The organism is Bradyrhizobium sp. 132 (genome assembly GCF_023074185.1).
In the GTDB taxonomy this organism is placed as follows: domain Bacteria; phylum Pseudomonadota; class Alphaproteobacteria; order Rhizobiales; family Xanthobacteraceae; genus Bradyrhizobium.
Genome location: NZ_JADPKY010000033.1, coordinates 42,309 through 67,626, shown reverse-complemented (window position 1 = coordinate 67,626; position 25,318 = coordinate 42,309). Strand labels below are relative to the sequence as shown.

General features: G+C 63.1%; 25 protein-coding genes and 1 pseudogene. 15 read left to right on the top strand and 11 right to left on the bottom strand.

From position 1 onward, the window contains the following. Positions 1-135: 135 nt before the first annotated feature. Positions 136-1,152, top strand: a complete 1,017-nt coding sequence (locus tag IVA74_RS05670) for a carbon-nitrogen hydrolase family protein (RefSeq protein ID WP_247340683.1) — start codon at positions 136-138, stop codon at positions 1,150-1,152. Between the two features lie 28 nt (positions 1,153-1,180). Then, on the top strand, positions 1,181-2,221 hold the full coding sequence (locus tag IVA74_RS05665; protein ID WP_247340682.1) for a phenylacetaldoxime dehydratase family protein: 1,041 nt from the start codon (positions 1,181-1,183) through the stop codon (positions 2,219-2,221). A 3-nt stretch (positions 2,222-2,224) separates the two neighbouring features. Here IVA74_RS05665 and IVA74_RS05660 read toward each other — a convergent pair whose 3' ends face one another. Further along, positions 2,225-2,863 carry an HAD family hydrolase gene (locus IVA74_RS05660; RefSeq protein WP_247340681.1) on the bottom strand — a complete coding sequence of 213 codons (639 nt, stop codon included), beginning with the start codon at positions 2,861-2,863 and terminating at the stop codon, positions 2,225-2,227. Positions 2,864-3,095: 232 nt separating this feature from the next. Between IVA74_RS05660 and IVA74_RS05655 the strand changes: the two genes are divergently transcribed. Both IVA74_RS05655 and IVA74_RS05650 read left to right on the top strand, forming a co-directional pair. Continuing rightward, complete coding sequence (locus IVA74_RS05655; protein WP_247340680.1) at positions 3,096-3,377, top strand: type VI secretion system-associated protein TagO; 282 nt, start codon at positions 3,096-3,098, stop codon at positions 3,375-3,377. 76 nt (positions 3,378-3,453) lie between these two features. Continuing rightward, complete coding sequence (locus tag IVA74_RS05650; protein ID WP_247340679.1) at positions 3,454-3,654, top strand: hypothetical protein; 201 nt, start codon at positions 3,454-3,456, stop codon at positions 3,652-3,654. Positions 3,655-3,709: 55 nt separating this feature from the next. Here the strand turns inward: IVA74_RS05650 and IVA74_RS05645 are convergent, their stop codons facing one another. Next, a complete protein-coding gene (locus IVA74_RS05645; protein WP_247340678.1) occupies positions 3,710-4,726 on the bottom strand; it encodes a TRAP transporter substrate-binding protein in 1,017 nt (338 codons plus the stop codon). A gap of 108 nt (positions 4,727-4,834) precedes the next feature. Here IVA74_RS05645 and IVA74_RS05640 point away from each other — a divergent pair, with 108 nt between their 5' ends. From IVA74_RS05640 to tsaA, 4 genes and pseudogenes are all read left to right on the top strand, one after another. Further along, a complete protein-coding gene (locus tag IVA74_RS05640) occupies positions 4,835-5,788 on the top strand; it encodes a lytic transglycosylase domain-containing protein (protein WP_247340801.1) in 954 nt (317 codons plus the stop codon). A gap of 106 nt (positions 5,789-5,894) precedes the next feature. Beyond that, a pseudogene (locus IVA74_RS05635) lies at positions 5,895-6,634 on the top strand (AzlC family ABC transporter permease). Further along, positions 6,631-6,981, top strand: coding sequence for an AzlD domain-containing protein (locus IVA74_RS05630; protein WP_247340677.1), 351 nt, complete (start codon positions 6,631-6,633; stop codon positions 6,979-6,981). Before IVA74_RS05635 ends, IVA74_RS05630 begins: the two are co-directional and overlap by 4 nt. 31 nt (positions 6,982-7,012) lie before the next feature. Further along, complete coding sequence (gene tsaA, locus IVA74_RS05625; RefSeq protein WP_247340676.1) at positions 7,013-7,504, top strand: tRNA (N6-threonylcarbamoyladenosine(37)-N6)-methyltransferase TrmO; 492 nt, start codon at positions 7,013-7,015, stop codon at positions 7,502-7,504. Between the two features lie 117 nt (positions 7,505-7,621). Here tsaA and IVA74_RS05620 read toward each other — a convergent pair whose 3' ends face one another. Genes IVA74_RS05620 through IVA74_RS05605 form a run of 4 tightly spaced genes read right to left on the bottom strand, consistent with a single transcriptional unit; the run spans position 7,622 to position 10,616 of the window. Further along, positions 7,622-8,050 carry an HIT family protein gene (locus tag IVA74_RS05620; protein ID WP_247340675.1) on the bottom strand — a complete coding sequence of 143 codons (429 nt, stop codon included), beginning with the start codon at positions 8,048-8,050 and terminating at the stop codon, positions 7,622-7,624. A gap of 51 nt (positions 8,051-8,101) precedes the next feature. Beyond that, the gene (locus IVA74_RS05615; protein ID WP_247340674.1) at positions 8,102-9,343 is read right to left on the bottom strand and encodes a GNAT family N-acetyltransferase; all 1,242 of its coding nucleotides are present in this window, start codon (positions 9,341-9,343) and stop codon (positions 8,102-8,104) included. A gap of 53 nt (positions 9,344-9,396) precedes the next feature. After that, a complete protein-coding gene (locus tag IVA74_RS05610; RefSeq protein ID WP_247340673.1) occupies positions 9,397-10,143 on the bottom strand; it encodes a glycerophosphodiester phosphodiesterase in 747 nt (248 codons plus the stop codon). Positions 10,144-10,148: 5 nt separating this feature from the next. Further along, a complete protein-coding gene (locus IVA74_RS05605; RefSeq protein WP_247340671.1) occupies positions 10,149-10,616 on the bottom strand; it encodes a RidA family protein in 468 nt (155 codons plus the stop codon). Between the two features lie 242 nt (positions 10,617-10,858). Here IVA74_RS05605 and IVA74_RS05600 point away from each other — a divergent pair, with 242 nt between their 5' ends. Continuing rightward, positions 10,859-11,704, top strand: coding sequence for a cell envelope integrity EipB family protein (locus IVA74_RS05600; RefSeq protein ID WP_247340669.1), 846 nt, complete (start codon positions 10,859-10,861; stop codon positions 11,702-11,704). A 162-nt stretch (positions 11,705-11,866) separates the two neighbouring features. Next, positions 11,867-12,268: a RidA family protein gene (locus IVA74_RS05595; protein WP_247340667.1), complete on the top strand. Its 402-nt coding sequence runs from the start codon at positions 11,867-11,869 to the stop codon at positions 12,266-12,268. Positions 12,269-12,275: 7 nt separating this feature from the next. Here IVA74_RS05595 and IVA74_RS05590 read toward each other — a convergent pair whose 3' ends face one another. The 3 genes from IVA74_RS05590 to IVA74_RS05580 are packed head-to-tail and all read right to left on the bottom strand — an operon-like array spanning position 12,276 to position 14,286. Further along, positions 12,276-12,674: an ACT domain-containing protein gene (locus IVA74_RS05590; RefSeq protein ID WP_247340665.1), complete on the bottom strand. Its 399-nt coding sequence runs from the start codon at positions 12,672-12,674 to the stop codon at positions 12,276-12,278. After that, positions 12,674-13,978: a DNA polymerase IV gene (locus IVA74_RS05585; RefSeq protein WP_247340662.1), complete on the bottom strand. Its 1,305-nt coding sequence runs from the start codon at positions 13,976-13,978 to the stop codon at positions 12,674-12,676. Before IVA74_RS05585 ends, IVA74_RS05590 begins: the two co-directional genes overlap by 1 nt. Beyond that, entirely contained in the window at positions 13,975-14,286 is a 312-nt protein-coding gene (locus tag IVA74_RS05580) for a DUF3572 domain-containing protein (RefSeq protein WP_247340660.1), read from the bottom strand. Before IVA74_RS05580 ends, IVA74_RS05585 begins: the two co-directional genes overlap by 4 nt. Positions 14,287-14,527: 241 nt before the next feature. Here IVA74_RS05580 and IVA74_RS05575 point away from each other — a divergent pair, with 241 nt between their 5' ends. Together IVA74_RS05575 and IVA74_RS05570 are read left to right on the top strand one after the other, a co-directional pair. Beyond that, positions 14,528-14,893: a response regulator gene (locus IVA74_RS05575; protein ID WP_247340659.1), complete on the top strand. Its 366-nt coding sequence runs from the start codon at positions 14,528-14,530 to the stop codon at positions 14,891-14,893. A gap of 14 nt (positions 14,894-14,907) precedes the next feature. Further along, positions 14,908-16,281 carry a PleD family two-component system response regulator gene (locus IVA74_RS05570; RefSeq protein WP_247340658.1) on the top strand — a complete coding sequence of 458 codons (1,374 nt, stop codon included), beginning with the start codon at positions 14,908-14,910 and terminating at the stop codon, positions 16,279-16,281. A gap of 987 nt (positions 16,282-17,268) precedes the next feature. Here IVA74_RS05570 and IVA74_RS05565 read toward each other — a convergent pair. After that, positions 17,269-17,541 (bottom strand): hypothetical protein, encoded by a 273-nt coding sequence (locus IVA74_RS05565; protein ID WP_247340657.1) that lies wholly within the window; start codon positions 17,539-17,541, stop codon positions 17,269-17,271. Between the two features lie 1,708 nt (positions 17,542-19,249). Further along, on the bottom strand, positions 19,250-19,858 hold the full coding sequence (locus IVA74_RS05560; protein ID WP_247340656.1) for a TetR/AcrR family transcriptional regulator: 609 nt from the start codon (positions 19,856-19,858) through the stop codon (positions 19,250-19,252). Positions 19,859-19,987: 129 nt separating this feature from the next. On the opposite strand from IVA74_RS05560, the gene IVA74_RS05555 reads away from it, so the two are divergent. The 3 genes from IVA74_RS05555 (at position 19,988) to IVA74_RS05545 (ending at position 25,278) form a co-directional block, all read left to right on the top strand. After that, positions 19,988-21,226: an MFS transporter gene (locus tag IVA74_RS05555; RefSeq protein ID WP_247340655.1), complete on the top strand. Its 1,239-nt coding sequence runs from the start codon at positions 19,988-19,990 to the stop codon at positions 21,224-21,226. A 301-nt stretch (positions 21,227-21,527) separates the two neighbouring features. After that, the gene (locus tag IVA74_RS05550; RefSeq protein ID WP_247340654.1) at positions 21,528-23,546 is read left to right on the top strand and encodes a hypothetical protein; all 2,019 of its coding nucleotides are present in this window, start codon (positions 21,528-21,530) and stop codon (positions 23,544-23,546) included. 67 nt (positions 23,547-23,613) lie between these two features. Beyond that, complete coding sequence (locus IVA74_RS05545; protein ID WP_247340653.1) at positions 23,614-25,278, top strand: arylsulfatase; 1,665 nt, start codon at positions 23,614-23,616, stop codon at positions 25,276-25,278. Positions 25,279-25,318 lie beyond the last annotated feature (40 nt).

Here is a 25,318-nt window from a genome sequence, read left to right as displayed (position 1 = left end):
CCTGACCGGAGGCAAATCCCGTACCGCCGTTCCAGTCGAGTTTTCGTGCCGGGGCGGTCGAGCGGTCCTGGTCCGGCTCTGGCCCAATAGACTGCATCGGACGTAGCTTCCGATCAACCGGCAAGGGAGGCGGGAATGGGCATCCAACATCCGAAATACAAGGTCGCGGTGGTGCAGGCGGCGCCCGCCTGGCTCGACCTCGATGCCTCGATCGACAAATCGATCGCCCTGATCAGGGACGCCGCCGAGAAAGGCGCCAAGCTGATCGCCTTTCCGGAGGCCTTCATCCCCGGCTACCCCTGGCACATCTGGATGGATTCGCCGGCTTGGGCGATCGGTCGCGGCTTCGTGCAGCGCTATTTCGACAATTCGCTGTCCTACGACAGCCCGCAGTCCGAGCGGCTGCGCGACGCCGTGCGCAAGGCCAAGCTCACCGCGGTGTTCGGCCTGTCCGAGCGTGACGGCGGCAGTCTTTACCTGGCGCAATGGCTGATCGGGCCAGATGGCGAGACCATCGCAAAGCGCCGCAAGCTGCGGCCGACCCATGCCGAGCGCACGGTCTATGGCGAGGGCGACGGCAGCGATCTCGCCGTGCATGCGCGGCCCGACATCGGCCGTGTCGGCGCGCTGTGCTGCTGGGAGCATCTCCAGCCGCTGTCGAAATATGCGATGTATGCCCAGAACGAGCAGGTGCATGTCGCGGCCTGGCCGAGTTTTTCGCTCTACGATCCTTTCGCGCCAGCGCTCGGCGCCGAGGTCAACAACGCCGCTTCGCGCGTCTACGCGGTGGAAGGATCCTGCTTCGTGCTGGCGCCTTGCGCGACGGTCTCGCAGGCGATGATCGACGAGCTCTGCGATCGGCCGGACAAGCACGCGCTGCTGCATGCCGGCGGTGGCTTTGCTGCGATCTACGGCCCTGACGGGAGCCAGATCGGCGACAAGCTCGCGCCGGACCAGGAAGGGCTGTTGATCGCCGAAATCGATCTCGGCGCCATCGGTGTCGCCAAGAACGCCGCTGATCCCGCCGGGCACTATTCGCGGCCCGACGTGACGCGGCTCCTGCTCAACAAGAAGCGATACCAGCGCGTCGAGCAGTTTGCGCTGCCGGTCGACAGCGTCGAGCCCACCGACATTGCCGCGGCGGCGAGTTGATCGTCGGGATCGAGGGAGGGACACGATCATGGAATCCGCAATTCCTCTGCATCTCGAGACCCCGCGCACGCGCCACAAGCGTGTGCCGGACGATTACCAGCCGCCATATCCGTCCTTCGTGGCGCGCTACAAGCCCGCCGTGAGCCGCGTGTTGATGGCCTATTTCGGTGTTCAATATCGTGGCGCGGCGCCGGCGGTCGCGACGGATGCGCTCGCCGAAATCGCGGAGCGCTTTGCGGCGGAAGACGGGCCCTCGCATTGGGACCGCGCGCAATATGTCGATGAGGCCGGCTACGAGAACGTCGTTTCAGTGGTCTATTGGGACGACATCGCGCGCTTCGACGCCTGGTTCGGACCGGCGCGCGAGGCCTGGACCGGGAAGCAGTTCGAGGGCGTCGGCACCTTCATCGAGGTGCTGCGCCCCACGGTGGCGCGGCACGAGACGCTGTTCTCCTCGCTCGACCGGCCCGAGGGCGTTGCGGTGATTGCGCAGGGCATGAGCGGCGAGGTGCAGGAGCACGCCTATTGGGGCGGCATGCGCGACCGCATCCCGCTGTCGCAGACCGATCCGATGTCGCCGGGCGGCAATCCCGAGCTGATCCGCGACGGCGCGCGGCTGCGCGTGAAGGCGCACGACAATCTCTGCCTGATCCGGTCAGGACAGGATTGGAGCGATACCGAGACCTCGGAGCGAAAGCTCTATCTCGACGACGTCGAGCCGGTGTTGCGCGAGGGGATGGATTTCTTGCGCGATGACGGTCTTGGCATCGGCTGCTACGCCAACCGCTACATGCGCGTGCTTGCAGCCGACGGGAACGCGAGCGAAAAGTCCTACGGCCAAAGCTGGTGGAAGAGCCTGGCTGCGCTGGAGCGGTGGGCGGAGTCGCATCCGACCCACGTCAGGATATTCGGCGCGGCGATGAAGTACCTGTCGACGCTCGGCCCCTCAGCAAAACTGCGGCTCTATCACGAGGTCACTGTGGCGGCGGCCGACGAGCAGTTCTTCGAATATCTGAACTGCCACGCCAAGACCGGCATGCTGGCGGCGGTGGAGACCGTCAGTGCCTAGAACTTAGGCCACGCAGTGAGTGAGCAGCTCGGGATGCGCGGCGCAGATGTGATGCGCGCCGGCGTCCCGCTGCTCGGCCTCGCTGCCATAGCCATACAGCACGCCGATCGCCGTCATGCCATTGGTGAGGGCGCCGACCACGTCATGGCTGCGGTCGCCGATCATGATCGCGCTGGCGGAATCGACCCTGGCTTCGTCGAGCGCGTAGCGCAGCAGGTCGCGCTTGTCGACGCGGGTGCCGTCGAGCTCGGAGCCGAACACGCGCTCGAAATACGGCTTTAGTCCAAAATGCTCGACGATGCGGGTGGCGTAGACCGCGGGCTTGCTGGTCGCCACGAACATGCGCGGTGTCGTCGCGGCAAGCGTTGTCAGGGTGTCCATGATGCCGGCATAGACCTCGTTCTCGAACAGGCCGACATCGCTGAAGCGCTCGCGATAGAGCAGCAGCGCCCGGTCGGCGAGTTCCGCGCTGCCGGTGAGCTTTTCCAGGCTGGCGTGCAGCGGCGGGCCGATGCACCAGGTCAACTCGTCCTCGCTCGGCACCGCCACGTTCAGCCGCTCCAGGGCGTACTGGATCGAGCGCGTGATCCCGGGTTTCGGGTTGGTCAGCGTGCCGTCGAGATCGAAATAGATTGTAATCATGTTGCCGCGCCTGGGTTGATGCCGCCATCTATTGCTTGACCTAAACGAGGCCGCGGACCAAGGCAACGCGCAACAATTGCCACGCCGAAATCCGCCTTCTTGATATTGCGTATCCCTTAAAGCTCGCTATTCGCGGGAGGGACGCGTAGAGTCGCGCCATCACCGCCCTTCCATCGGCATCAACCGGTGACTGAGGGTCACCAGTGCTCCCGCCGACTGAGCAGGAGCGTGTATGGCTGGATTTCGTCTGGTCGACTGGATCCGCCGGAGAGCGCTTCTTGTCGCATTGATGCTGGGCACACTGTCGCAAGGCGCTGTCGCGGCAGGACCGGACTGCCGCGCGATCGAAAGCACGAGCGAACGTCTCGCCTGCTACGATACTGCATTTCCTCCAAAGGAGAAAAAGCCCGCTGCTGCGGAGAACGATGCGTCCCGTAGTGCCTACAAGGACCCGTTCGTTGCGGAAGAGGCCAAAACCGCAGCGAAGCTGAAGAACATCTGCCGCGGCTGTTGAGGGTTGCTTGTTCGCCGTGTTCTCGTCGACCGGCGAGTCCGGACTAGGATCGAGACAATTTTTTGGGAGAGGCCGGATGAGCGAGCGACTTGAAACTCTGCAGAAGGCCCGTGATCGCATGATCGAGGACAGGGACGCGCATGCGAAAGTGCTGGCCGCTCCCTTTGTGCGCGACACGGCCGAGCGAGCGCGCAACAAGTTTATCGAGATCCAGGCGCTGATCGATGCCCTCGACCGCGCCATCCGGGGCGAAATCCCGGTTCCGGTCAAAACCTAGGGCGATAAGCAGCGACACCAGCGGAGCGTTCATCGCAGATGCCGCTACAGCTTCCTCATTGCTGTCTCGCCCATTCGACGATTGCGGTCGCCTCCGCGCCCGCCTGGGTTTCCCAGGCGGCGATCGCGTCCTTTGCTGCCTTCCGCAGCTCCGTGAGAAGGAACGCAGGCGCCGGTTCGGCGATATGGACGCCATTGTCCCGCATGCGCGCATAATTGTCGGATGTGCGATGGGCGAGCAGCGCAAACTGGCTTTGCTCTGTCTCGGCCGCAGCAGCCAGCACCTCGCGCTGCATCGGCTCGGACAGTTCGGCAAATGCGTCGCTGCGGACGAAGGCGATCGAGATCGGCATCGCGTAGTTGATGGCCGTGAAATGCGGCAGGAAGTCCCACAGTTTGCGTCCCGCGCCGCCGTCGCCGGAGGTGAGGAAGGCATTCAGCCGGTGCTCCCTCAGTCCGGCAAGTGCTGCGTCCATCGGCAGGAATTGTGCGTTCGCGCCGGCCGCGCGCATGACCTCGCTGGAATTGGCATCGTAGGCCCGCAAGTTCAGTTTCGGCAGATCGTCGGCGCTGTCGAGCGACCGTTCCGACCAGAGGCCCGTGGCCGGCCAGATCGTCAGATAGAGCAGCTTGAGGCCGCGCGCAGCGAGCGCCTTCTCATAGAGCGGGCGCGCCCGCAAATTGCTGGCGCGGGCGATTTCGACCGATTGCACGAGAAAGGGCAGGGTGGACAATCCGAGCACAGGGTCGAGGCCCGAGAGCGCGCCCGCGAAGGCATCGCCGCCCGCGATCCGGCCGTCCAGCGCCGCGCGCGGCATCTCGCCCGAATTGATCTTGAGCTCGTTGTCGAAAGCGTTGGTCACGGTCACGAAACCGTGGGTGCGCTCGGAGATGCGGCTGGCGAAGGTCGTCAGCCCGATCCCGGAGATGTTATTCTCAGGATATTCCGTGGTCATCCGCCATTTCACCTGCGCGGCGGCTGGCGCGACGCTCAGGATGAGTGCGGCGAGGGCAAGGATCGCGCGGATCCGTTTGGCGGGATATCGCATTGAGAAAAGCAGGTCAGGCAGCATATATTGGCAACTCGTCGAACCATGGCACGATGCCACAACATGGCAGATCATCTTGTTGCACGCCGCGCCGGCGCGCGCCATCACCATGCCTGCACGAGATGGGTGCAGATTGCGTTGTGCATCATCACCGCACTGCTTGTCTCGGCGACACGGGTCGCAGCATGGGACAGCTCGCCTGCAAAGACTGACGTCGCCGTCCCCAGCGTCGAGGAACTCGCGACGCCGCCGGCTAAGTCCGGCGATGCGCGCGAGAGTGACACGCGGGAGTCGATCTGCCTGATTATCGAGGCCGCTGCGCGCGATGCCAATCTGCCGCTGGAGTTCTTTGCCCGCGTGATCTGGCAGGAGAGCCGCTTCCAGGCTGATGCGGTGGGGCCGATGACGCGCAGCGGCGAGCACGCGCAGGGGATCGCGCAATTCATGCCGGGCACCGCGAGCGAGCGAGGACTGCTCAATCCCTTCAATCCGGTGCAGGCGCTGCCGAAGTCGGCGGAATTTCTGAACGAGCTGCGCAATCAGTTCGGCAATCTCGGCTTGGCGGCCGCCGCCTACAATGCCGGCCCGCGCCGGGTCCAGGAATGGCTCGTCGGCACCGGTCCGATGCCGGACCAGACGCGCAACTACGTCTTCGCCATTACCGGCACGAGCGTCGATGCATGGGCCAAGGCCGGCAGCACCGGCAAGGGCCCGCCGAGCTCGCCGCCGACGAGCTGCCGCGATCTGATGGTGCTCCTGAAGCGCGCGCCAAATGCCTTCGTCGCCGAGCTCGAGCAGCATGTGGAGCTCGCGGCCGCAAAGATCTGGGGCGTGCAGCTCGCCGCCGGCTTCGACCGCAACCGGGCGCTGGCGATGTATTCCCGCGCGGTCACGCGGCTAAGCGACGTGATCGGCGAACGTGATCCGAGCCTGCTGAGCTCGGTGATGCGCAGCCGCGGCACGCGCGCGTTCTACCAGGTGCGCATCGGCGCCGATACGCGGAGCGAGGCGGATGAACTCTGCGGTCGCATCCGCAAGGCCGGCGGGGCGTGCTTCGTGCTGAAGAACCGCGGCGTGAGCGGGTAGGGGCATCTGTCCCAGCGTGCATGCCAGCCCCGCCGCGCGCTTTCTTGACGCGAGGCGCCGCATTGCCCGTTATGCAGGCACGATTCCTCATCCGTCCAAGACTCCCGTGGCGCTTCCTCCGCTCGATTCACCTCAATGGCAAAGTCCCTGGCGCGCCTTTGCGTGGGGACTGCGCTCGATCACGCAGACGATCCTCACCTTCGTCCTGTTCGCGACCTATCTCGGCATTGGTGCGCTCGCCCACGATAGCCATTTCAGCCTGCTATGGGCGCTTTGCTCGACGCTGTTCGTCTGGGCGGGACCGGCGCAGATCATCCTGATCACACGCTCGGCTCTGGCGCGACCGTCATCCAGTCGGCGATCGCAGTCACGGTCAGCGCCGTCCGCCTGTTTCCGATGGTGGTCTCGGTGCTGCCGCTGATGCGCACGCCGACGACAAAACGGCGCGAGCTGTTTTTCGCGGCGCATCTCACCGCGGTGACACTGTGGGTCGAATGCCATCGCTTCCTGCCGCAGGTGCCGCGTGAGCGCCGGATCGCCTTTGTCAACGGACTTGGCTTCGGTCTCGTCTCGGTGTGTCTCACCGCCAACACGGTCGGCTATTTCCTCGCTGCAAATCTGACGCAGACGCTGGGCGCCGCGATCCTGCTGCTGACGCCGCTGTCCTTCCTGTTCTCGACCGCACGCAACAGCCGCGAGGTCGCCGACGGCGTCGCGCTGGCGCTCGGGGTTCTGCTCTATCCGCTGGCCGCGAAGATGAACTCCGGCCTCGACATCCTCGTCAGCGGCCTCGTGGCCGGCACGATTGCCTATGGCGTGCATTGGTGGCGCGAGGTGCGCGCATGAGCTTTGCACAGCTCATCGGCGACTGGCACGCGCTCGCCGTGCTGTTCGTCGCTGGCGTTGTTCCCAACCAGATATGGCGCATGCTCGGCCTGTGGTTCGGCGGCGGCATCGACGAGGGCTCCGAGCTTCTGGTCTGGGTACGGGCGGTCGCCACCGCGATCCTGGCCGGCGTCATCGCCCAGATCGTGGTCGAGCCGCCCGGGGCGCTTGCGAGCGTGCCGGATGCCTTGCGCTACGGTGCGGTCGGCGCCGGCCTCATCGTCTTCCTGCTGACCCGCCGCTCGATCTTCGCCGGCGTGGTCGCGGGCGAAGTCTTCATGCTGGCCGGTACGTGGTGGTTGGGCTAAAACCGCCGGCGAACAGCAGGGAATAGGAAATATGGTTCGCGAAAACGAGCTCCGCGAAGGCGAAGTCTCCATCGAGCTGCCGTCGACGCAGGATGCAGGCCTCGTCTTCATCGGCCGCATCCGCACGCCCTGGACCTCGCGGCTGGAGACCCCGCGGCAAGGCCGGCATGACGGCCCTATATGCCGGCTCGAGATCTTCGAACCGTTCGTGCCGGCGATCAAGGGCGTCGATTTTTACAGCAATCTCGAAGTGCTCTACTGGCTCGACCAGTCGCGCCGCGACATCGTCCTGCAAAGCCCTAAGAACAACGAGAAGACCCGGGGCACCTTCTCGCTGCGCTCGCCGGTCCGGCCCAATCCGATCGGCACGTCGATCGTGAAGCTCGTCGGCATCGAGGGCAATGCGATTCTGGTGCGTGGACTCGATTGCATCGACAACACGCCGCTGATCGACATCAAGCCCGATCGTTGCGAGTTCACCCCGCTGGCCGCGCCGCAGCCGCGGGATTTTCAGACGGAGTGAAGGCGCTTCGCTCCATCCGCGTCATTGCGAGGAGCTCTTGCGACGAAGCAATCCAGACTGCCACCGCGGACACAGTCTGGATTGCTTCGCTTCGCTCGCAATGACGAGCCGAGAAACTCAAACCTCCTTCAACGCCGCGATCAGCTTGGTCGCGTTCTCTTCCAGCACCTTGACGTCTTCCTTGCGGCTGGCGGGCGGCAGTAGGGCCACGCCGTCGTGGCGCGGCATCACGTGCATGTGGAGATGAAATACCACCTGTCCGCCGGCCGCCTCGTTGAACTGCTGCACGGTGATGCCGTCAGCCCTAAACGCTGTCATCGCAGCGGCTGCGATTTTGTGGGCGCCGCGGGCGACATGGGCGTAGTCATCAGGCTTGATGTCGAGGATGTTGCGGGCAGGGGCTTTTGGAATCACCAGCGTGTGGCCTGGTGCCCGCGGCATGATGTCGAGGAAGGCAAGCACGTGCTCATCCTCGTAGACCTTGTGGCAGGGGAATTCGCCGCGCAGAATTTTTGCAAAGATGTTGTTGGTGTCGTAGGCGGTCATGGCGGCGGCTCCCTGGAATTTCGCGCTACTGTCACCAGCAGCAGTGAACCGTCAAGGCGCCTCGTCGGCGCCTTTGCGGAACGGGCCGAGCTCGGCCAGCTGCCGTCCGGCTTCCGCGACATAGGCGCGCTCGCGCTTGAGGTAATCGTCGATGGCGCGGCGCAAGCCGGGATCGGCGATGAAGTGGGCGGAGTGGGTGGTCCGCGGCAGGTAGCCGCGCGCGATCTTGTGCTCGCCCTGCGCGCCGGCCTCGACATTCCCCAGGCCGTGTTTGATGGCGAAGTCGATCGCCTGATAATAGCAGACCTCGAAATGCAGGAAGGGATGATGCTCGACCGCACCCCAGTTGCGGCCGAACAGCGTGTCCGAGCCGATGAAGTTGATCGCGCCAGCGATCCAGCGATCGTTACGGCGTGCCATGATCAGCAGCACGTCCTGGCTCATGGTCTCGCCGATCAGCGAGAAGAATTCCCGCGTCAGATACGGCCGGCCCCATTTGCGCGAGCCGGTCTCCATGTAGAACATGAAAAACGCATCCCACGCGTCTTCGGTGATGTCTTTGCCCGTGAGCCAGTGGATGGTGACCCCGGCGGCCAGTGCATCGCGCCGCTCGCGCTTGATCGACTTGCGGTGGCGTGAGTTCAGCGTCGCCAGGAAATCGTCGAACGTCGCAAAGCCCGGGTTGTGCCAGTGGAACTGCTGGTCGGTGCGTTGGAGGAAGCCGTGCTTCCCGAGCAGCTTCCACTCCGCCTCGCGCGCGAAGGTAACGTGCACCGAGGAGGCCTTGCTGACGCCGCACAGCGCCACCAGCCCGCTCGCCAGCGCCTCCGTGATGCGCTCGTGGTCAACGCCGTCGCGAACTAGCAGCCGCGGCCCCGTCGCCGGCGTGAAGGGAACCGAGACCTGAAGCTTCGGATAATAGCGCCCGCCAGCGCGCTCATAGGCATCCGCCCAGCCGCGGTCGAAGACGTATTCGCCTTGCGAATGCGATTTCAAATAGCAGGGCGCCACCCCCGCAACGCGGCCATCGATCCTGGCCACGAGATGCCGAGGCTCCCAGCCGGTGCGGATTGTTGCCGAACCCGATTTCTCGATCGCGGAAAGAAATGCGTGGGAGACAAAGGGGTTATAGGCGGGCCTTGAGAGGCCGTGGGAATCGCCTGGAAGCCCGGATGAGGTTCCCTTGCCATGCCCGTTACAAATCTTGCCGGGATTGGCGCAGGCGTCCCAATCGTCCGGTGACACTTCGCCAATGGAAGGTACTGCTTCGAGGGTGATTTCGGATGGTGCCATCGTGCCCAAGATCGTGCATTGCAGCAGCGACTTCAAGAGTGGGAACATCAAGCCTACGGCACGAAGCCCTCGAAGATCATCTGGTCTGCATATTGCCCGACCCGCGTCCGCTGCTCGGTCGTGCGCACGGTCCAGCCTAGCAGGGCGCAGCCGAGCACATTGCGGGCGATCCAGGGCGCCGGGGCCGGGAGGTGGTCGACCTTGAAGGCGACGAAATGCGGCTGGGTCTGGAAGCCGTGGCGCAGGTACAGCATGCTGTCGCGCTGCTCCTGGTTCAGGTAAGCCCAATATTCGTCCTCATAGCTCCGCTGCGCGACGATGCCGCGCAGGAGGGAGGGCAACAGGTCGCGCAGCGCCAGCACCTGGTCGGGATCGAACGACATGCCGACCGCGGGCCCCTGATAGGACGCCAGCACCTCGGCCATCCGCTTCACCAGATTGCGGTCGCCGTCAAAATGGCTTTTGACCTCGATCACCAGCGGCACGCGGCCGGCGACCATGCTGCAGAGGTCGCTGAGCGACATCATCCGCTCGGCCGTGTCCTTGAACGCGACGGCCTTCAGCTCGGCGGCGGTCTTCTCGACCAGCGCGCCGGCGGCTTCGGTCAGGCGGCCCAGCTCATGGTCGTGATGCACCATGGCCTCGCCGTCGGACGACAGCTGGATGTCGACTTCGATCGAGAAATTGCCCGCGATCGCAGCCTGAACCGCGCCCGGCATGTTCTCGACGATGCCGCGGGAAATGTCGTGCAGGCCGCGATGGGCGACCGGCCGGGCTGTCAGCCAATCGGGAGCGCGCATTCCGCTCAGGCGACCTCGAACACGCCGTCGACCTCGACCGCCGCATCCGCGGGCAGCGAGGCGACGCCGACGGTGGTGCGGGCATGGCGGCCCTTGTCGCCGAAGGCGGCGACCATCAGGTCGGAGGCGCCGTTGAGGACCTTGGGCCCGTCCAGGAAGTCCGGCGCCGAGTTGATGAAGCCGCCGAGGCGCACCACGCGAACGACCTTGTCGAGGTCGCCCAGCGCCGCCTTGACCTGGGCCAGCAGGTTGACGGCGCAGCCGCGGGCGGCAGCCGCGCCGTCTTCGATGGTCACGCCGGCGCCGAGCTTGCCCTTGGCGATCAGCTTGCCGTCGGGGGCGAAGCAGACCTGACCGGAGACGAACAGCAAATTACCGGTACGCACGAACGGCACGTAATTGGCCACGGGGGTGGGGGCCTCGTGCAGCTTGATGCCCTGTTCCGCCAGCTTCTGTTCGACCGTGCCCGCCATGTTCGACCTCGTTGTCCAAAATCCATCCGCCCGGGCGCCTCCGTTGCAGGCCGAGCGCGCCCTGTTTCGCCCATCGTGCCGCCACATGCAAGCAAGCCCAAGGGCCTGCAAGCGGCTGCATTTTGTCGAGGCGGGGCAGGTGGTTCAACTGTAGCCGCAACTTTACGTGAAACGGCCTCAGTTGCGACGCAATGGAACGTTCATTAAAATGTCGGATTTGCGCTTTCCCCAAGGGACCAGACATGCTGCACCTTTTCCGGACTTCGCTCGGTGTGACGGCGCTCGCGGCGGCCGCTTTCGGTCCCGGAGGCGTCGCGCAGGCGGCCAACGGTCCATTCCTCGCGCATCAGGCACTCTACGATTTGAGCCTAGTGAAATCGCGCTCCAATTCGGTCAACAGCGCGCGCGGTCGCATCCTCTACAATTTCGCCGGCAGTTCGTGCGAGGGCTACACCTCCGAATTCCGCCAGGTCTCCGAGCTCGACAGCGGCGAGGGCAAGGTCACGCTCAGCGACCTCCGCTCCAATTCCTGGGAGGACGCCGCCGGCAAAAGCTACCGCTTCAAGATCGAGACGCGGATGAACGAGGCGGATGCCGGCCGGGTCGACGGCTCGGCCGAGCGCGACGGCGACCACATCAACGTCAAGCTGAAGCTGCCGGCGCCGAAGAGCTTTACGCTCGATGGCAAGATCGTATTCCCGACCGAACAGATCCAGCGCATCATTGCCGCCGCCAAGGACGGCAAGTCGCTGCTCGAGCTCTCCGTCTATGACGGCTCCGACGATGGCCAGAAGGTCTACAACACGCTGACCGTGATCGGCCAGCCGATCCCGGCCGAGCGCGAGGGCTCGCCCGATCCGTCGACGTCCGACGAGCACATGAAGTCGCTCAAGCGTTGGCCCGTGACCGTCAGCTATTTCGACCGCGAAGCCCAGCAGAAGGAAGGCGAGCAGACGCCGGTCTACGCGATGGCGTTCGAGCTCTACGAAAACGGCGTCTCGCGCCAGCTCGTGCTCGATTACAACGATTTTGTGATTTCGGGCGCGATGGGCAAGTTCGACGCGAAGGACAGCAAGCCCTGCAATTGAGGGTTTTTTCGTCATTGCGAGCGAAGCGAAGCAATCCAGAATCCCTCCGCGGAAAGATTCTGGATTGCTTCGTCGCAAGAGCTCCTCGCAATGACGGGGCTGGCTCTCCGCTCCCTCTCCAGCTACGCTTCCTCCCAACCACAAACATCCGGGAGGCCAACCATGCCCAAGCTCGATCATCTCCGGCCCAGCGGCCTGCATCACAATCCGGCCTATTCGCACGTCGTCACCGCCACGGGGGCGCGGACCATCTACATCTCCGGCCAGGTGTCGGTGGACGAGGAGGGACGGATCGTAGGCGAGGGCGATCTCGCCGCGCAGACCACGCAGGTGATGCAGAATCTCGGCCACGCGCTGAAAGCGGCCGGCGCGAGCTACGCCAACATCGTCAAGATCACGACCTTCGTCGTGAACTACAAGCCGGAGCTGCGCCCGATCATCGGCAAGGCCCGCTCGGCCTTCTTCGATGGCATGGAACCGCCGGCCTCTACCCTCGTCGGTGTCTCCGCGCTCGCCGCGCCGGAGTGGATGATCGAGATCGAGGCGATCGCGGTGGCGGATTGATTTCGGGCTACGCTCCAGACGCCTCTTGCAAAACAGCCATCGCTTCGTCGGCCCGGTCAGCAGGCACGAAGAGATGGTCGTGATAAAAGGCCGACACGGCGTTCACGCTGATGCCGGCTGCGGCGAGAGGCGCTGTGATTGCGGCCAAGAACCCCACCGCCTCCAGCGAGGAATGAACCGTCAGGGTGATCAGGCGCGAGGCGAACCCGTAGCGTATGCCTGCCGCTGCGGCCTCTTCGCGCAGGAGCACGAGCGTGATGCCCTCCTGTTCGCGAAACGTCAGCAGCGGACTGAGCGCTGCGGGAATCGGCTGGTCTGTCGGGATCGCGCAGAACACGAAGATGCCCGGCCGCATCTCCGGCTTCATGTGTCTCAGCAGCGCGTCGAGATCGCGTTCGCCTGTCATCACTCCTGCGTCTTTTCCGGGCCCTCATAGGCGATGCCCCGGATCACCGCGGCGCTGCCGAACTTTTTACGCAAGCTGTCCACCGCGCGCTCGGCGTGGGCGGCGCGGCGGTCGAGCATGTCGGTGTCGTCGGCGATCGAGCCCTCGCGCAGTGCGCTGACGCCGGCGCCCATCAGGCGGAAGGCGGTGCCGTCGATCTCCTTGGCCAGCATCTCGCGGCAGATCGAGAAGATCTTTGCGGCAAGCTGCGTCGGGGCTGCGATCGACTGCGAGCGCGTACGCTGGCGGAAGTCGGCGGTCTTCAATTTCAACGTGACGGTGGAGCCGGCAAGCTCGCTGCTCTTCAGCCGCGACGACGTCTTCTCGCACAGCCGCCACAGGATCCGCTCCAGCGCCGCGAAATCGCGGATGTCGGTCTCGAACGTCGTCTCGCTCGAGATCGTCTTGGCGCCCCGATCAGGCTCGACGCGGCGGTCGTCGATGCCGCGCGCGAGCCGCCACAGCCTGCGGCCCTCGCTCGGAAACTGCCGGATCATCTCGATCTCGTCGGCCTTTTGCAGATCGGCGATGATGCGGAAGCCGCGTTGCACAAGGCGCTCCTGCGTGGCCGGTCCGACGCCGAAGATGAAGCCGACCGGCCTCGAAGCCAGCATCTCGCGGGCATCCTCCTGGTCGAGCGCGGCAAAGCCGCGCGGCTTGTCGAGGTCGGAGGCGATCTTGGCCAGAAACTTGTTGCAGGAGAGGCCAACCGAGACGCTGATGCCGATGTCGCGCTCGATGTTGCGCGCTAACTGCGCCAGCACCTTCGCCGGGATCATGCCGTGCACCCGCTCGGTGCCGGAGAGATCGAGGAAGGCCTCGTCGATCGAGAGCGGCTCGACCAGCGGCGTCAGCGCCTGCATGGCCTGACGAACCTCGCGCCCGACCCGGACATATTTGGCCATGTCGGACCCGATCACCGTCGCGTGCGGGCAGGCTTCCAACGCCTTGTACATCGGCATGGCCGAGCGCACGCCATACGTGCGTGCGATGTAGCAGGCGGCCGACACCACGCCGCGTTTTCCCCCGCCGATGATGACGGGCTTGTCGGCGATCTCAGGATTGTCGCGCTTCTCGACCGTCGCGTAGAAGGCGTCGCAGTCGATATGGGCGATGGTCAGATTTGCGAGCGCGCGGTGGCGGACGAGGCGAGGGGAACCGCAGGCGGAACAGCGCCGCACGCCCAGGCTTTGGATGGCCATGTCCAGATCGGCCGAACAATCCCGGCAAAAGCAGAGGGGCCCGGCCGCCTCCGGGGCGGTCACGGCACGTCGCGCTCCCAATGGGGGTCGCCGAGCGCGTCGCCCAAGACCTGCCGCGCTGCGGCAACGTTGGTCGGATGCAGCTCCGCAGTGTCCGCAAAGGCCTTCACGGTGGCGTCATCGCGCATCACGAAATCGAGCACGCTGAGGAGGAAATTCGGGTCCGAGGCGGCATTGCGCAACATCTCCGGGCCGACCCCTGTCTCCGCCAGGAACAGGCCCAGCCGCTCAGGCTCGCCGGCGACGAAGGACAGCGCCTGAAGCGCAACGATTTCAGCGACTTCGCGGGGGTTGTGAACAGGCTTTTTCACGTGGCCGGTTTGCCTTTCCGTTAACTTTCAGTGTCTACTTTGGAGTCATCATGCCCGAGTCTCGTGCCCAAGTCTTGCGACCCCGGACAAGCAACTGGAAACCACATCGCAGAAAGTTGGCCCCCGGGTTTAACGAAACTCAAGCGAATCTGAGGCTAGTTTGAATCCAGTTTTCGAAGCGCCGGTGAGCGGCGCCTGAGGCGGCACATGTATCGGTCTGTGGACCAAACAGGAGGGCGGGATGGCTAAGACCGTCCTGATCGTGGAAGACAACGAGCTCAACATGAAGCTCTTCCGCGACCTGTTGGAAGCGCACGGCTACCAGACCTCGGGTACCAGCAACGGCTACGAGGCGCTCGACCTCGTGCGCAAGACGCGGCCCGACCTCGTGCTGATGGATATCCAATTGCCGCAGGTCTCGGGCCTGGAGGTGACGCGCTGGATCAAGGACGATCCGGAGTTGCGCAGCATTCCCGTCGTCGCCGTCACGGCGTTCGCGATGAAGGGCGACGAAGAGCGCATCCGCGAGGGCGGCTGCGAAGCCTATTTGTCCAAGCCGATCTCGGTCGGCAAATTTATCGAGACGGTCCGGCGTTTCATCGGATAGGAAGTGAGTTCACAGTGTCCGCGCGTATCCTCGTCGTCGATGACGTCCCTGCCAACGTCAAGCTGCTCGAAGCCCGCCTGTCCGCCGAATATTTCGACGTGATGACCGCCTCGAACGGCACCGAGGCGCTGGAGATATCGCGCCGGTCCGAATGCGACATCATCCTGCTCGACGTCATGATGCCGGACATGGACGGTTTCGAAGTCTGCCGCCGCCTCAAGACCGATCCGGCCACGCATCACATCCCTGTCGTGATGGTCACCGCGCTCGACAGCCCGTCCGACCGCAACCGCGGGCTGGAGGCCGGCGCCGACGATTTCCTCACCAAACCGGTCTCCGACGTCGTGCTAATCGCGCGCGTGCGCTCGCTGACGCGGCTGAAGATGATGACCGATGAGCTGCGCATGCGCGCCATCACCTCGCTCGAGATCGGCATGCAGGCGCCCGAGCGCACCGCCGTGGCCGACACCGGCAAGGGCGGCCGCATCCTCCTGGTCGACGACCGCCAGTCCTCCTACGAGCGGCTGGCGACGATCCTCGCCGCCGAGCACACTATCGACGTCGAGCCGAACCCGACGGAAGCGCTGTTCCACGCCGCCGAGAGCAATTACGACCTCCTGATCGTCTCGCTCGACCTCAACAATTTCGACGGGCTGCGGCTATGCAGCCAGGCGCGCTCGCTGGAGCGTACGCGCCATGTGCCGATCCTGGCGATCGCCGACCCCGAGAACTCGACGCGGCTGCTGCGTGGCCTCGAGATCGGCGTCAACGACTATCTGCTGCGTCCCATCGACAAGATCGAGCTGCTGGCGCGCGCCCGCACCCAGATCCGCCGCCGCCGCTACACCGATCATCTGCGCGACAACGTGCAGAACTCGATCGAGATGGCGATCACCGACGCGCTCACCGGGCTGCACAATCGCCGCTACATGGAGAGCCATCTCGCGACGCTGGCCGAGCAGGCCGCGACCCGCGGCAAGCCGCTCGCGCTGATGATTTTGGACATCGACTACTTCAAGTCGATCAACGACAATTACGGCCACGACGCCGGCGACGACGTGCTACGCGAATTCGCCGTGCGGGTGCGTAAGTCGATCCGCGGCATCGATCTCGCCTGCCGCTACGGCGGCGAGGAATTCGTCATCGTGATGCCGGAGACCGATCTCCACGTCGCCGGCATGGTCGCCGAGCGGCTGCGCCGCTCGATCGCGGGCGAGCCGTTCGCGATCCACAAGGGCACCAAGCGCATCGAAGTCACGATCTCGATCGGGCTGACCACGCTGGAGCAGAAGGGCGAGGCGGTTGGCGACGTCCTCAAGCGCGCCGACACCGCGATGTATCGCGCCAAGCACGACGGCCGCAACCGCGTGGTGTCGCAGGCCGCGTGAGGCCGCTCGCACAGGGCCGCACGAAAAAAAACGCGAAAACAACCCAATGCACAGTAGCCGGTGATAGTGGAATCAACGGCTTACGTCGGCCGCAAAACGGCTGATGCAGACAGCAACGCCGTTTGACTCGTCGGGCAAAACAGGGACATGCTGCTAGCATCCCGAACGTCAACAAACTGCGCCGTCATTCCCCGCGACCCGGCTACGCCAAGGCTTCGCCGAGGTGAGGTCCAGTGGCGCCGAAGCTTTTAGCGTGGGCGGCAGGCGGGGAATCCAGTCCGCCGCAGCGTCTACACATCGTGGTTGGACTCCACAGGTTATTCGACGGGCGGAGTCGCGGGCAGAACCGGAGCTGGGTTGTTTCCTCAGATCAGCAGCATCTTGCTGGTGACGGCATGGACTGGTTCACGCATCTCGCAACGGTGCAGGTAGCGAACGCACTGATGGCCACAGCGGCCTGATCCGCTCCCCGGCACTCCCTCAGGGAAGTGCCAAGCGCTTATGAGCCAGACGCGGAATAATCGAGGGGAAGCCGCCGCGCAGCCCGCCGGCGTCGCTCCGCTTGTTCGATCTGAAGTCGAAGATTTTCCAGCTCTGAGAGTTGTGAAGAGAGGTCGTTCAACCGTTGGGCCAAAAGGATCGTGCGAAATTCCTGCATTTATCGCCCCAGCACCAAAGCCATTCCAAGACTTCAGAGTATTCATCGGGCGGGCGCAACTTCATTAAAGCATGTGAATCTGGAACAAAAGGACCCCAGCTTCAGGGCGGTGAAGCTGGGGCTGTCTTGAGGCTGCCCTTTGGGGAAGGCAGTCGCCCTTGGCAAAGGGCAACGGGAAAACTTTGCCATCGGCAGGTCGTTCCAAAGCCATTCGTCGGCCGCAGAATTCCCGGATTTGTTGAGGCAAGCCGCTCCCTCAGGGGTATCGGCTCGCTCTCTCCAAAGGACCGCTCTTGGACTTTCCGAGAGCGGCTGTTTCGAATGGCTTGTCAGGCAGCCTTTTCCTTGAGTTCGAAGTCCATGGTCCAAGTAGAATTTCCCGGCTGCCTTCGGAATATCCATATCGTCACGGTCGAACCGGGTGGGATGACGATGCTGTCCCCTTCGTGCATCGTGAATTGACGGATGTTGCTTTCGGTCGCCCAAATCGAATGGGAATAAACGTCCTTGTCGCTGGTCTTTGTGCAGCTCAGAACTCCTCCCTTCAAAACGGCGCGGGTGGCGGTCTGGCTGAGGGACGAGTCCATGTGGATGGTGGTCATCGGCAATCTCCAAAGGGCATGAAAAACGCCAGATGCTTCCTTGGGTTGTTGTCGCGTGTCAAGCGTCACCTGAGACCTTCCACTCCCTTCAAGCCGCTTGATATGTATCGACAAATCGAAACCGCCGCCGCCCTGGGAGGCGACGGCGGTTCTAGCCAAAGGTCCTAATAAAAGGGGGGCGGCCACCCAATACTACGCTCCGGTGGCGCATGAGCTTGTTTAATATCGAGGCGGAGCGCAAGCCGTTCCTCTCAGGGACGAAGCCTCAGGCGACGTTCGGCAGGTGGGACGGTTACGAGTGTCAGGACAGATATCGATTTTCGAGACTTCGGAGTTTTTGGCGTCGATCGTAGTGTAGGTGCACCGCAGGCGCGTCGCTCCGCTTCTTTGATCCGAGTTCGAAGTTCTTCCAATTCTGAGAGCTGAGAATTGAGTTCGTTCAACCGTTGGGCAAAAAGGAGACCGGGAGAGTTCTTCATCAATGCCTCCAACACAAAGCCGCTGAAAACTCTTAGCAAAAGAAAGGGCAGGCAGCCGCACTAGGGGGTGAACCGAAGGAAGGTATCGGATTTTAGCCCTGCTTTCTGTGCACTTTTATGAAACTGCTCACATTTTCCGCTGCATTCGAACTTCGGCCCGATTGTAGGTGCCTGTCCGCTCCCTTCAGGGATATCGGCTCGCTCTCTTCAGGGGAGCGTCTCTCGGGCATTGGATCGATCTCTTCGTCCCAGCGCTTGGAGAGGTTTAGGGGGAAGCCCACCATCCGTCGGGGAATGGCTCCAGCAAGGTCCAATCGACTTGGTTGTCGTTGTCAGGGAGGTTGATAGCTCCTGCATTCCTGTTTGGTGGCGCGTGGCGACGGAGGCGGACAGACAGGGCGCCCGGTTCACGCCTTCGAAGGCGGCGCGAAGCAGGATGTGTCAAGCGTAATGGAGGCACACCGCGGGCGCTTCGCTCTGCTTCTTCGACCAGACCTCGAAGATATTCCAATTCTGAGAGCTGAGAAGTGAGTTCGCTAAGTCGTTGGGCATATAGGATTGCGCGAGAGCTTCGCATAAATGTCCTCCGCAGCACAAAAAACAACATCGGGAAAAAGTAGAAAGCTACCATGGGCAGATATCGGATTTCAATACGTCAGGCTCACTGCCTGAGGGGCGCTGGTTCCGCTAGCGCGGTCCATGACGCGCTCAGGAAGATGTCGGCTGGCGCGGAGGCGATTGAGTGCTCGGAGGCGACTGCAATGGAGGCACAATGCAAGCGCGTCGCTCCGCCTCTTCGACTTTAAGCCGGAGATCTTTCAGATCTGAAAGTTGAGAAGAGAGGTCGTTAAACCGTTCAGCAAGAAGGGTCGCGTGATCGGCTTGCATCAACGCCTCCTGAGGTCTGCAGACCAAATTGTCGAGACAGCAAAAGGACCCCAGCTTCAGGGCGGTGAAGCTGGGGCTGTTGAGGCTGCCCTTTGGGGAAGGCAGTCACCCCTTGGCAAAGGGCAACGGGAAAACTTTGCAATCGGCAAGTCGTTCCAAGCCCATTCATCGGCCCCAGAATTCCCGGATTGTTGACGCAAGCCGCTCCCTCAGGGATATCGGCTCGCTCTCTTCAAGAGATCGAAGGTGAAGCACGGTGAACTGGGTTGGACGTTCGGGGGCGTGCTCGCCTATCCGGGCTTCTTGCGGCGAGCGGATCGCGCTCTGATCTTTCAGCGGCTTCAGGGATACCGGGCCGCCCGCTTGCCTGGCTTCGCTGCAGCCTTATCTCCCACATCCACCCCCGCATTCCGTAGCAGCACCTTCGCCGCTTCCTTCGCCGCGCGCGCCATCGCGGGGTCGTCACGCACCAGGTCCTGCGCGATCGAGCCGTCGACCAGCAGCACGAGCTGCGTTGCAAGTGCCTCCGCGTCCGTAACGCCGAGCTCGTTCAGCCGGTCGCGAAACCAGACGCGGCGGCTTTCCTTGAAGGCGATTGCGATCTTCTTCACGGCGCGATCCGCCGGGCCAAGCTCGGCGACCGCGTTCACGAACGGGCAGCCGCGAAAATCCTTGGCAGCAAAACGCCGCTCCAGCGAATCGAAGGTGGCGAGGATCTGCTCGGCCGGGGCCTTGTCCGAGGCGCGGGGCTGCACGAAGCGGCGTTCGAGATACGCCGCGATCAGCGCGTCCTTGGAGGGGAAGTGGTTGTAGAGCGTGCGCTTGGAGATGCCGATCTCGGCCGCGATGGTATCGACGCCGATGGCGCGAATGCCTTGCAGATAGAACAGCTTGTCGGCGGTCTCGAGGATCCGCTCTTTCATCGTCTGTGGGGCGGGCGGGGGAGCCATGCGGCGGTAAATGTCCTGTTCGCTTGACAGCGCACGCTATCCATAGCCTAAGTACACAGGTCTGTGTAACCAAAATCAACGAGCAATGCAGACGATGGCGCGCGCGCCGCGCCGATGAGGGAGAAGAAAATGCCCCTGCTGCAGGTCCTGCGTCCGACATTGCCTATCCTGATCGGCGCCTCGATCATGCTGACGCTGAGCATGGGGCTGCGGCAGAGCCTCGGCATCTTCATGCAGCCGCTGACGCACGACATTCATCTGTCGATCTCCGACTTCACGCTGGCGCTGGCGGTGCAGAATCTCGCCTGGGGCTTTCTCCAGCCGCCTATCGGCGCGCTGACCGTGCGCTACGGCTTTCGTCCGATCATGATCGCCGGATCGTTCATGTACATCGCGGGCCTGGTGCTGATGGCGACCGCCAACGGGCTCGTCAGCATCATGATCGGCGCCGGCGTCCTGATCGGGACGTCGCTGGCCTGCACCGCGGCTGCGATCGCGATGTCGGTGGCGGCGCGCGCGGTGCCGGCGACGGTGCGCTCCACCGTGCTCGGCATCGTCTCCGGAGCGGGCTCGCTCGGCGCACTGCTGTCGGCGCCGATCGGGCAGATGCTCAACGAGGGATTCGGCTGGCGCGCCGGCCTCGCCGGCTTCGTCGTGATGTCGGTGCTGATGATCCCTGCGGCCTGGTATGCCGGGCGTGTCGACGCGATCCCGCTGCCGAAGCCTTCCGCCGATGACATCGGCGATGCAACGGCCGCGACCGCGGCGAAGACCGCGTTCGGCAACGCGTCCTTCGTGGTGATGACCTGCGCCTATCTCGTCTGCGGCATGCAGCTCGTGTTCCTCACCACGCACCTGCCGTCTTATCTCGCGATCTGCGGCCTCGATCCGATGCTGAGCGCGCAGACGCTGGGCATGATCGGCGGCTTCAACGTGCTGGGATCGCTGTTTTTCGGCTGGGCCGGCCAGCGCTGGAACAAGCTGGCGCTACTCGGCGGCATCTACATCCTGCGCTCGATCGCGCTCGCCTGGTACTTCATGCTGCCTGCGACGCCGGCCTCGACGCTATTGTTCGGCGCGATCATGGGCTTCCTCTGGATGGGCGTCGGCCCGCTGGTCGCGGGCGCGGTCGCCGAGATGTTCGGCTTGCGCTGGCAGGCGATGATCCAGGGCCTCGCCTTCATGAGCCACCAGATCGGCAGCTTCCTCGGCGCCTATGGAGGAGGGGTGATCTACGACGCGCTCGGCTCCTACACCATGGCCTGGCGCATCGGCGTGGCGCTCGGCCTCGCCGGTGGCATCATCCAGGTCGCGTTCGCGCTGATCCGGCCGTCGCAGCCCCCGGCGCCGGTGTTACGGACGGCGTAGGCTGTCGTCAGTTTGCGAGCTTTGAACGGACGCCACGCTGCTTGGTCGTGATGGGCCGCTTGTGACCCAAGCCGGCATGAGGGCCCTGATGAGGGTCCGCACAAAAATCCATTCAGTGCCGGAAATGCATAGTCTCAAAAATGGCTATGCGCCAATCTTCGACCAGTGAATATCCCCTCAACGCGGCCGCTGCAAAAGACCGCTCGCCGGCCGAGCATCAAGTCGAAGTGACGTGCTTACGGCCGATTGATTTAGGTCCGTGCGCGACGCGAACGACAAACGAAGACCAGGGAGACGACTCATGAAGCTGGCTCGACAAATCTGGATCTGTATTCTTGCGCTTGGCGCTGCGATCGCGGTCGCGGGTGCACCGGCGTCCGCTCAGCAGCCACTCGACGGTCGGGTTCTCTTGGCGGGAGAGCCGATTGGCGGGGCGACAGTCACTCTTTGGAGGGCGGGTCCAGACGCGCCCGCCCAGCTCGCGCAGGCGCAAACCGGCGCAGATGGCCGTTTTGCGCTCAGCGCTCCACCTGCGGTCGGAAATAACGCGACGGTTTATCTGGTCGCCAAAGGCGGCACGCCCAGAGCAGTCACGAGCCAAGGCGCCACCAATGCCATCGCACTGATGGTATTGCTCGGGAATCCCGTACCCAGAACCGTCACCGTCAACGAGCTCACCACTGTGGCCTCGGCGTTCGTTGCCGCGCAATTCATCAAGGGAGAAGCGATCTCGGGTAATCCGCTCGGACTGCGGATTGCTGCCGGGAACGTCTCGAATTTGGTTGATCCCGCGACCGGTGGGTGGGGCAAAGTGCTTTTGGACCCGCTCAATAGCACCCAGACGACGACGCTCGCGAACTTGGACACCCTCGGATCGCTCGTCACGGCCTTCGCCACGGTAGCCAACGACGATTGGCGAGCCCGCTTTCTTAAGGCTGCAACCCTCCCCGACGGAACGACGCCCAAGAACACCATTGATGCAATGGCTAGTATCGCCCGCCAGCCATGGGCTCAGCCTAAGGAAATCTTTGCGTTGTTCGACGAGGCGTATCCGCAACCCAAGGATGGGTCTCGACGAAAGGCTCCATTCGTGCCGTATCTGGCCTACGTTCCGGATGATTTCGTCCTGTCGCTTTGCTTCGCTGGAGGCGGCGTTTATTCGGCCGGCCGGCTGATGTTTGACGCCGAGGGCAATCTCTGGAGCGGACAAAACTGGATGGCCGGGTCGCAGTCGGGCGTCAACCAGAGTATCGGCGGCGGTGTGGTCAAACTTTCTCCCAACGGAACCGCTCTTTCGCCCCCGATCACCGGCTTCACCGGGATGGGGATTGACGGAGTCGGCTGGGGCACCGCCGTGACGAAAGACAAGGTGTGGGCCACAAGCTTCGACGGGAAGATCCTCGTACTGGATTTCGACGGTCGTCCCATCGGTACAGAGAACGACTTCCCGTTCAAAGAAAAATTTCTCGGCCTGATGGGCATCGGGGTCGCCGCGAATGGAGACGTCTGGATAGCCGACGGGTCGGACAATCAGTTGCTGTACTTTCCTGGCGGACGAGTGAAGGACGGCCGGATCGTAAAAGTCGCCGGACTGAAGTCTCCCTTCGACATCGTTATCGATGCCCAAAATCGCGTTTGGGTCAGCAACTCCCAGTCGGACAAGGTCGTGCGGTTCCCCGCGGACGATCCCTCCAAAGCGGAGTCATTCCGCGCCGGGATCGGTGTTCGCGCGCTCGCGCTCGACTCGAAGGGCAACGTGTGGGTCGCGAGTAATATGTCGCTCGACTTTCCGCCGCCCGTCATTCCGGATGGCGCGTCGATCATGGAGCAGTTCAAGATTGCCGCCGGACATATGCTCAAGGTCCTCGAAAGCAATCCCACTATGGTCACCGGCGTAGTCAATATGATCCGCCCCGATGGCTCACAGCCTGCTTCGACCGGTTTCACCGGTGACAAGGCAGTCAGCGTGCCCTGGGGCTTGAATATCGACGGCAATGACGACGTATGGATCGGCAACTTCTGGGGCCGTGGGTTGGTGCTGATGGCTGGAGACAACACGAAGGGCCATCCGGCAGGCACAAAGACGGGTGATGTCATCCACGTTTTCAAAGGCGGCAGCATCCAGATGCTGACCGACGCGTCGATCGACGCGGCCGGCAATGTTTGGGCGGCAAACAACTGGAACGACCTCAACGGCGCTGCCTCACCCAATCCCGTTCGCTCGACTTCGACGTGGGGTGGAGGTTTGGGCATCACGGTTATCTACGGAGTGGCAGCTCCCGTGCAACCGCCACGCATGGGAATGATGCGTAAGCCATAACTGTCGTGATTGCTTGCAGCGCAAGAGTCAGGTCGCTGAGGTCGCCCTATCGTCAAGGAGTGTGAAGGTGAGTAGAAAACTTTGGCTTGGACTGCTGGCATCAGTTGCCGGAGTTACGATTGCCGCCGCGCCGGCGTTTGCACAGAAGAAGCCCAATATCGTTGTGCTGATGACCGACGACACCGGTTGGAACGATTTCGGCGCCTACACTGGCGGCGGGGCGGCTCTTGGTCACCCGACGCCGAATATAGACCGTGTCGCAAAGGAGGGCGCTCTGTTTACGTGCTGGTACGGCCAAGCCAGTTGCACAGCCGGCCGCTCTTCGTTCATGACAGGGCGCATTCCGATTCGCTCGGCATTGTCGGTGGTCGTTGTTCCCAGCGACCGCAATGGCCTGAAGAAAGAGACACCGACGATCGGCGAGTTTTACCAGAAGAACGGTTACTCGACCTTCTACTCGGGCAAATGGCATCTTGGTGACGCGCCCGAGTTCTATCCGACCGAGCACGGCTTCGACGAGATGCAACACTTTGCTGCCTATTATCCGGGTGTTTACGCCTACAGCGACACCTCACCTGACGCGCACCCGTGGTTTCCGAAATACAACCCACAATATTGGGCGATGTATCGGAAAGCCGTGAATCTTTACGAGTGGTCCGGCACAGCTGGCAAGCCCGCGGTGAAGGGCGACGAGATCACGCTGAGCAACCTTTCCGAATTTGATGTTCGCCAGACCGAGACGGCGATTGACTATATCAAGCAGCACGCCAAGGACAGCAAGCCGTTCTTCATGGACATCAACTTCATGAAAATGCATCAGCCCAACAGGCCGAGCAAGGCATTCGTCGGCAAGTCTCACCTCGGCAACTATTCGGACGCGATGATGGAGCTCGACTCAGATGTCGGCCGGATTATGGACACGATCCGGGCCGAGGCGCCGGATACGATCGTCATCATCACAGCTGACAACGGCGCCTGGCAGGACGCCTGGCCCGACGCCGGGACCCATCCGTTCCGCGGCGAAAAAGGATCACCATTCGAGGCCGGGTGGCGCGTTCCCGGTATCATGTGGTCGCCGGGCAAGATTCCGGCAGGGATCGTTTTGACTGAAATGATGTCGCATATGGACGTGTGGCCCACAACCGCGGCGATGGTCGGGCTAAAGTCTCCGACAAAGGGCGAGACGACAGATAACAACGGAAAGCCGATCTATTTCGACGGTATTGACAACAGCGCCTATGTGACGGGCAAAGCGGAACATTCGGCGCGCGATTCTTGGATCTATATCGACGGCGAGAACTTCAACGGCGTTCGCGCGGACATCGGCGGCGACCCGGATGCTCCTTGGCTGAGGATCGCGTGGAAGATGGTCTATACCTCCAAGGATACTTGGATGGGCCCGGAATTGAACATGGGCGCGGTTCCTTCGATCTACAATTTGACCATGGACCCGTTCGAGAAATACGACATGACCTTCAATGGCGCGACGCCAACGCGCAACCCGACGTCCTCTCCGGGTCGTTACGCAGGCATGGATAATGGTTGGGCCGCATCGCTGTTGGACTTGCCGCTCCAGGAATTCAACAGGTCCATCGTAAAATATCCGAACATCAAGCGCTTCCCGGGAGGAGCCTCGACTGATCTCCTGCCGAACTTGCAAAATCCGGAAAATCCTGTGCCAGCGCTTGATGGGAACAACCCGACAAGACAGCTCAAGATGCAAGGGGATTAGAAGCCGTGGTTCGGACCAGGCGGTTGCTTCCATCTGGTCC

What these genes read in the sequence shown, in the direction of transcription:
- IVA74_RS05645 (WP_247340678.1), bottom strand. Translation starts at nt 4,726, where the DNA reads ATGCTGCCTGACCTGCTTTTCTCAATGCGATATCCCGCCAAACGGATC.
- IVA74_RS05630 (WP_247340677.1), top strand. Translation starts at nt 6,631, where the DNA reads ATGAGCTTTGCACAGCTCATCGGCGACTGGCACGCGCTCGCCGTGCTG.
- IVA74_RS05600 (WP_247340669.1), top strand. Translation starts at nt 10,859, where the DNA reads ATGCTGCACCTTTTCCGGACTTCGCTCGGTGTGACGGCGCTCGCGGCG.
- IVA74_RS05665 (WP_247340682.1), top strand. Translation starts at nt 1,181, where the DNA reads ATGGAATCCGCAATTCCTCTGCATCTCGAGACCCCGCGCACGCGCCAC.
- tsaA (WP_247340676.1), top strand. Translation starts at nt 7,013, where the DNA reads ATGGTTCGCGAAAACGAGCTCCGCGAAGGCGAAGTCTCCATCGAGCTG.
- IVA74_RS05560 (WP_247340656.1), bottom strand. Translation starts at nt 19,858, where the DNA reads ATGGCTCCCCCGCCCGCCCCACAGACGATGAAAGAGCGGATCCTCGAG.
- IVA74_RS05590 (WP_247340665.1), bottom strand. Translation starts at nt 12,674, where the DNA reads ATGACAGGCGAACGCGATCTCGACGCGCTGCTGAGACACATGAAGCCG.
- IVA74_RS05615 (WP_247340674.1), bottom strand. Translation starts at nt 9,343, where the DNA reads ATGGCACCATCCGAAATCACCCTCGAAGCAGTACCTTCCATTGGCGAA.
- IVA74_RS05595 (WP_247340667.1), top strand. Translation starts at nt 11,867, where the DNA reads ATGCCCAAGCTCGATCATCTCCGGCCCAGCGGCCTGCATCACAATCCG.
- IVA74_RS05610 (WP_247340673.1), bottom strand. Translation starts at nt 10,143, where the DNA reads ATGCGCGCTCCCGATTGGCTGACAGCCCGGCCGGTCGCCCATCGCGGC.
- IVA74_RS05660 (WP_247340681.1), bottom strand. Translation starts at nt 2,863, where the DNA reads ATGATTACAATCTATTTCGATCTCGACGGCACGCTGACCAACCCGAAA.
- IVA74_RS05575 (WP_247340659.1), top strand. Translation starts at nt 14,528, where the DNA reads ATGGCTAAGACCGTCCTGATCGTGGAAGACAACGAGCTCAACATGAAG.
- IVA74_RS05650 (WP_247340679.1), top strand. Translation starts at nt 3,454, where the DNA reads ATGAGCGAGCGACTTGAAACTCTGCAGAAGGCCCGTGATCGCATGATC.
- IVA74_RS05565 (WP_247340657.1), bottom strand. Translation starts at nt 17,541, where the DNA reads ATGACCACCATCCACATGGACTCGTCCCTCAGCCAGACCGCCACCCGC.
- IVA74_RS05555 (WP_247340655.1), top strand. Translation starts at nt 19,988, where the DNA reads ATGCCCCTGCTGCAGGTCCTGCGTCCGACATTGCCTATCCTGATCGGC.
- IVA74_RS05655 (WP_247340680.1), top strand. Translation starts at nt 3,096, where the DNA reads ATGGCTGGATTTCGTCTGGTCGACTGGATCCGCCGGAGAGCGCTTCTT.
- IVA74_RS05605 (WP_247340671.1), bottom strand. Translation starts at nt 10,616, where the DNA reads ATGGCGGGCACGGTCGAACAGAAGCTGGCGGAACAGGGCATCAAGCTG.
- IVA74_RS05550 (WP_247340654.1), top strand. Translation starts at nt 21,528, where the DNA reads ATGAAGCTGGCTCGACAAATCTGGATCTGTATTCTTGCGCTTGGCGCT.
- IVA74_RS05620 (WP_247340675.1), bottom strand. Translation starts at nt 8,050, where the DNA reads ATGACCGCCTACGACACCAACAACATCTTTGCAAAAATTCTGCGCGGC.
- IVA74_RS05670 (WP_247340683.1), top strand. Translation starts at nt 136, where the DNA reads ATGGGCATCCAACATCCGAAATACAAGGTCGCGGTGGTGCAGGCGGCG.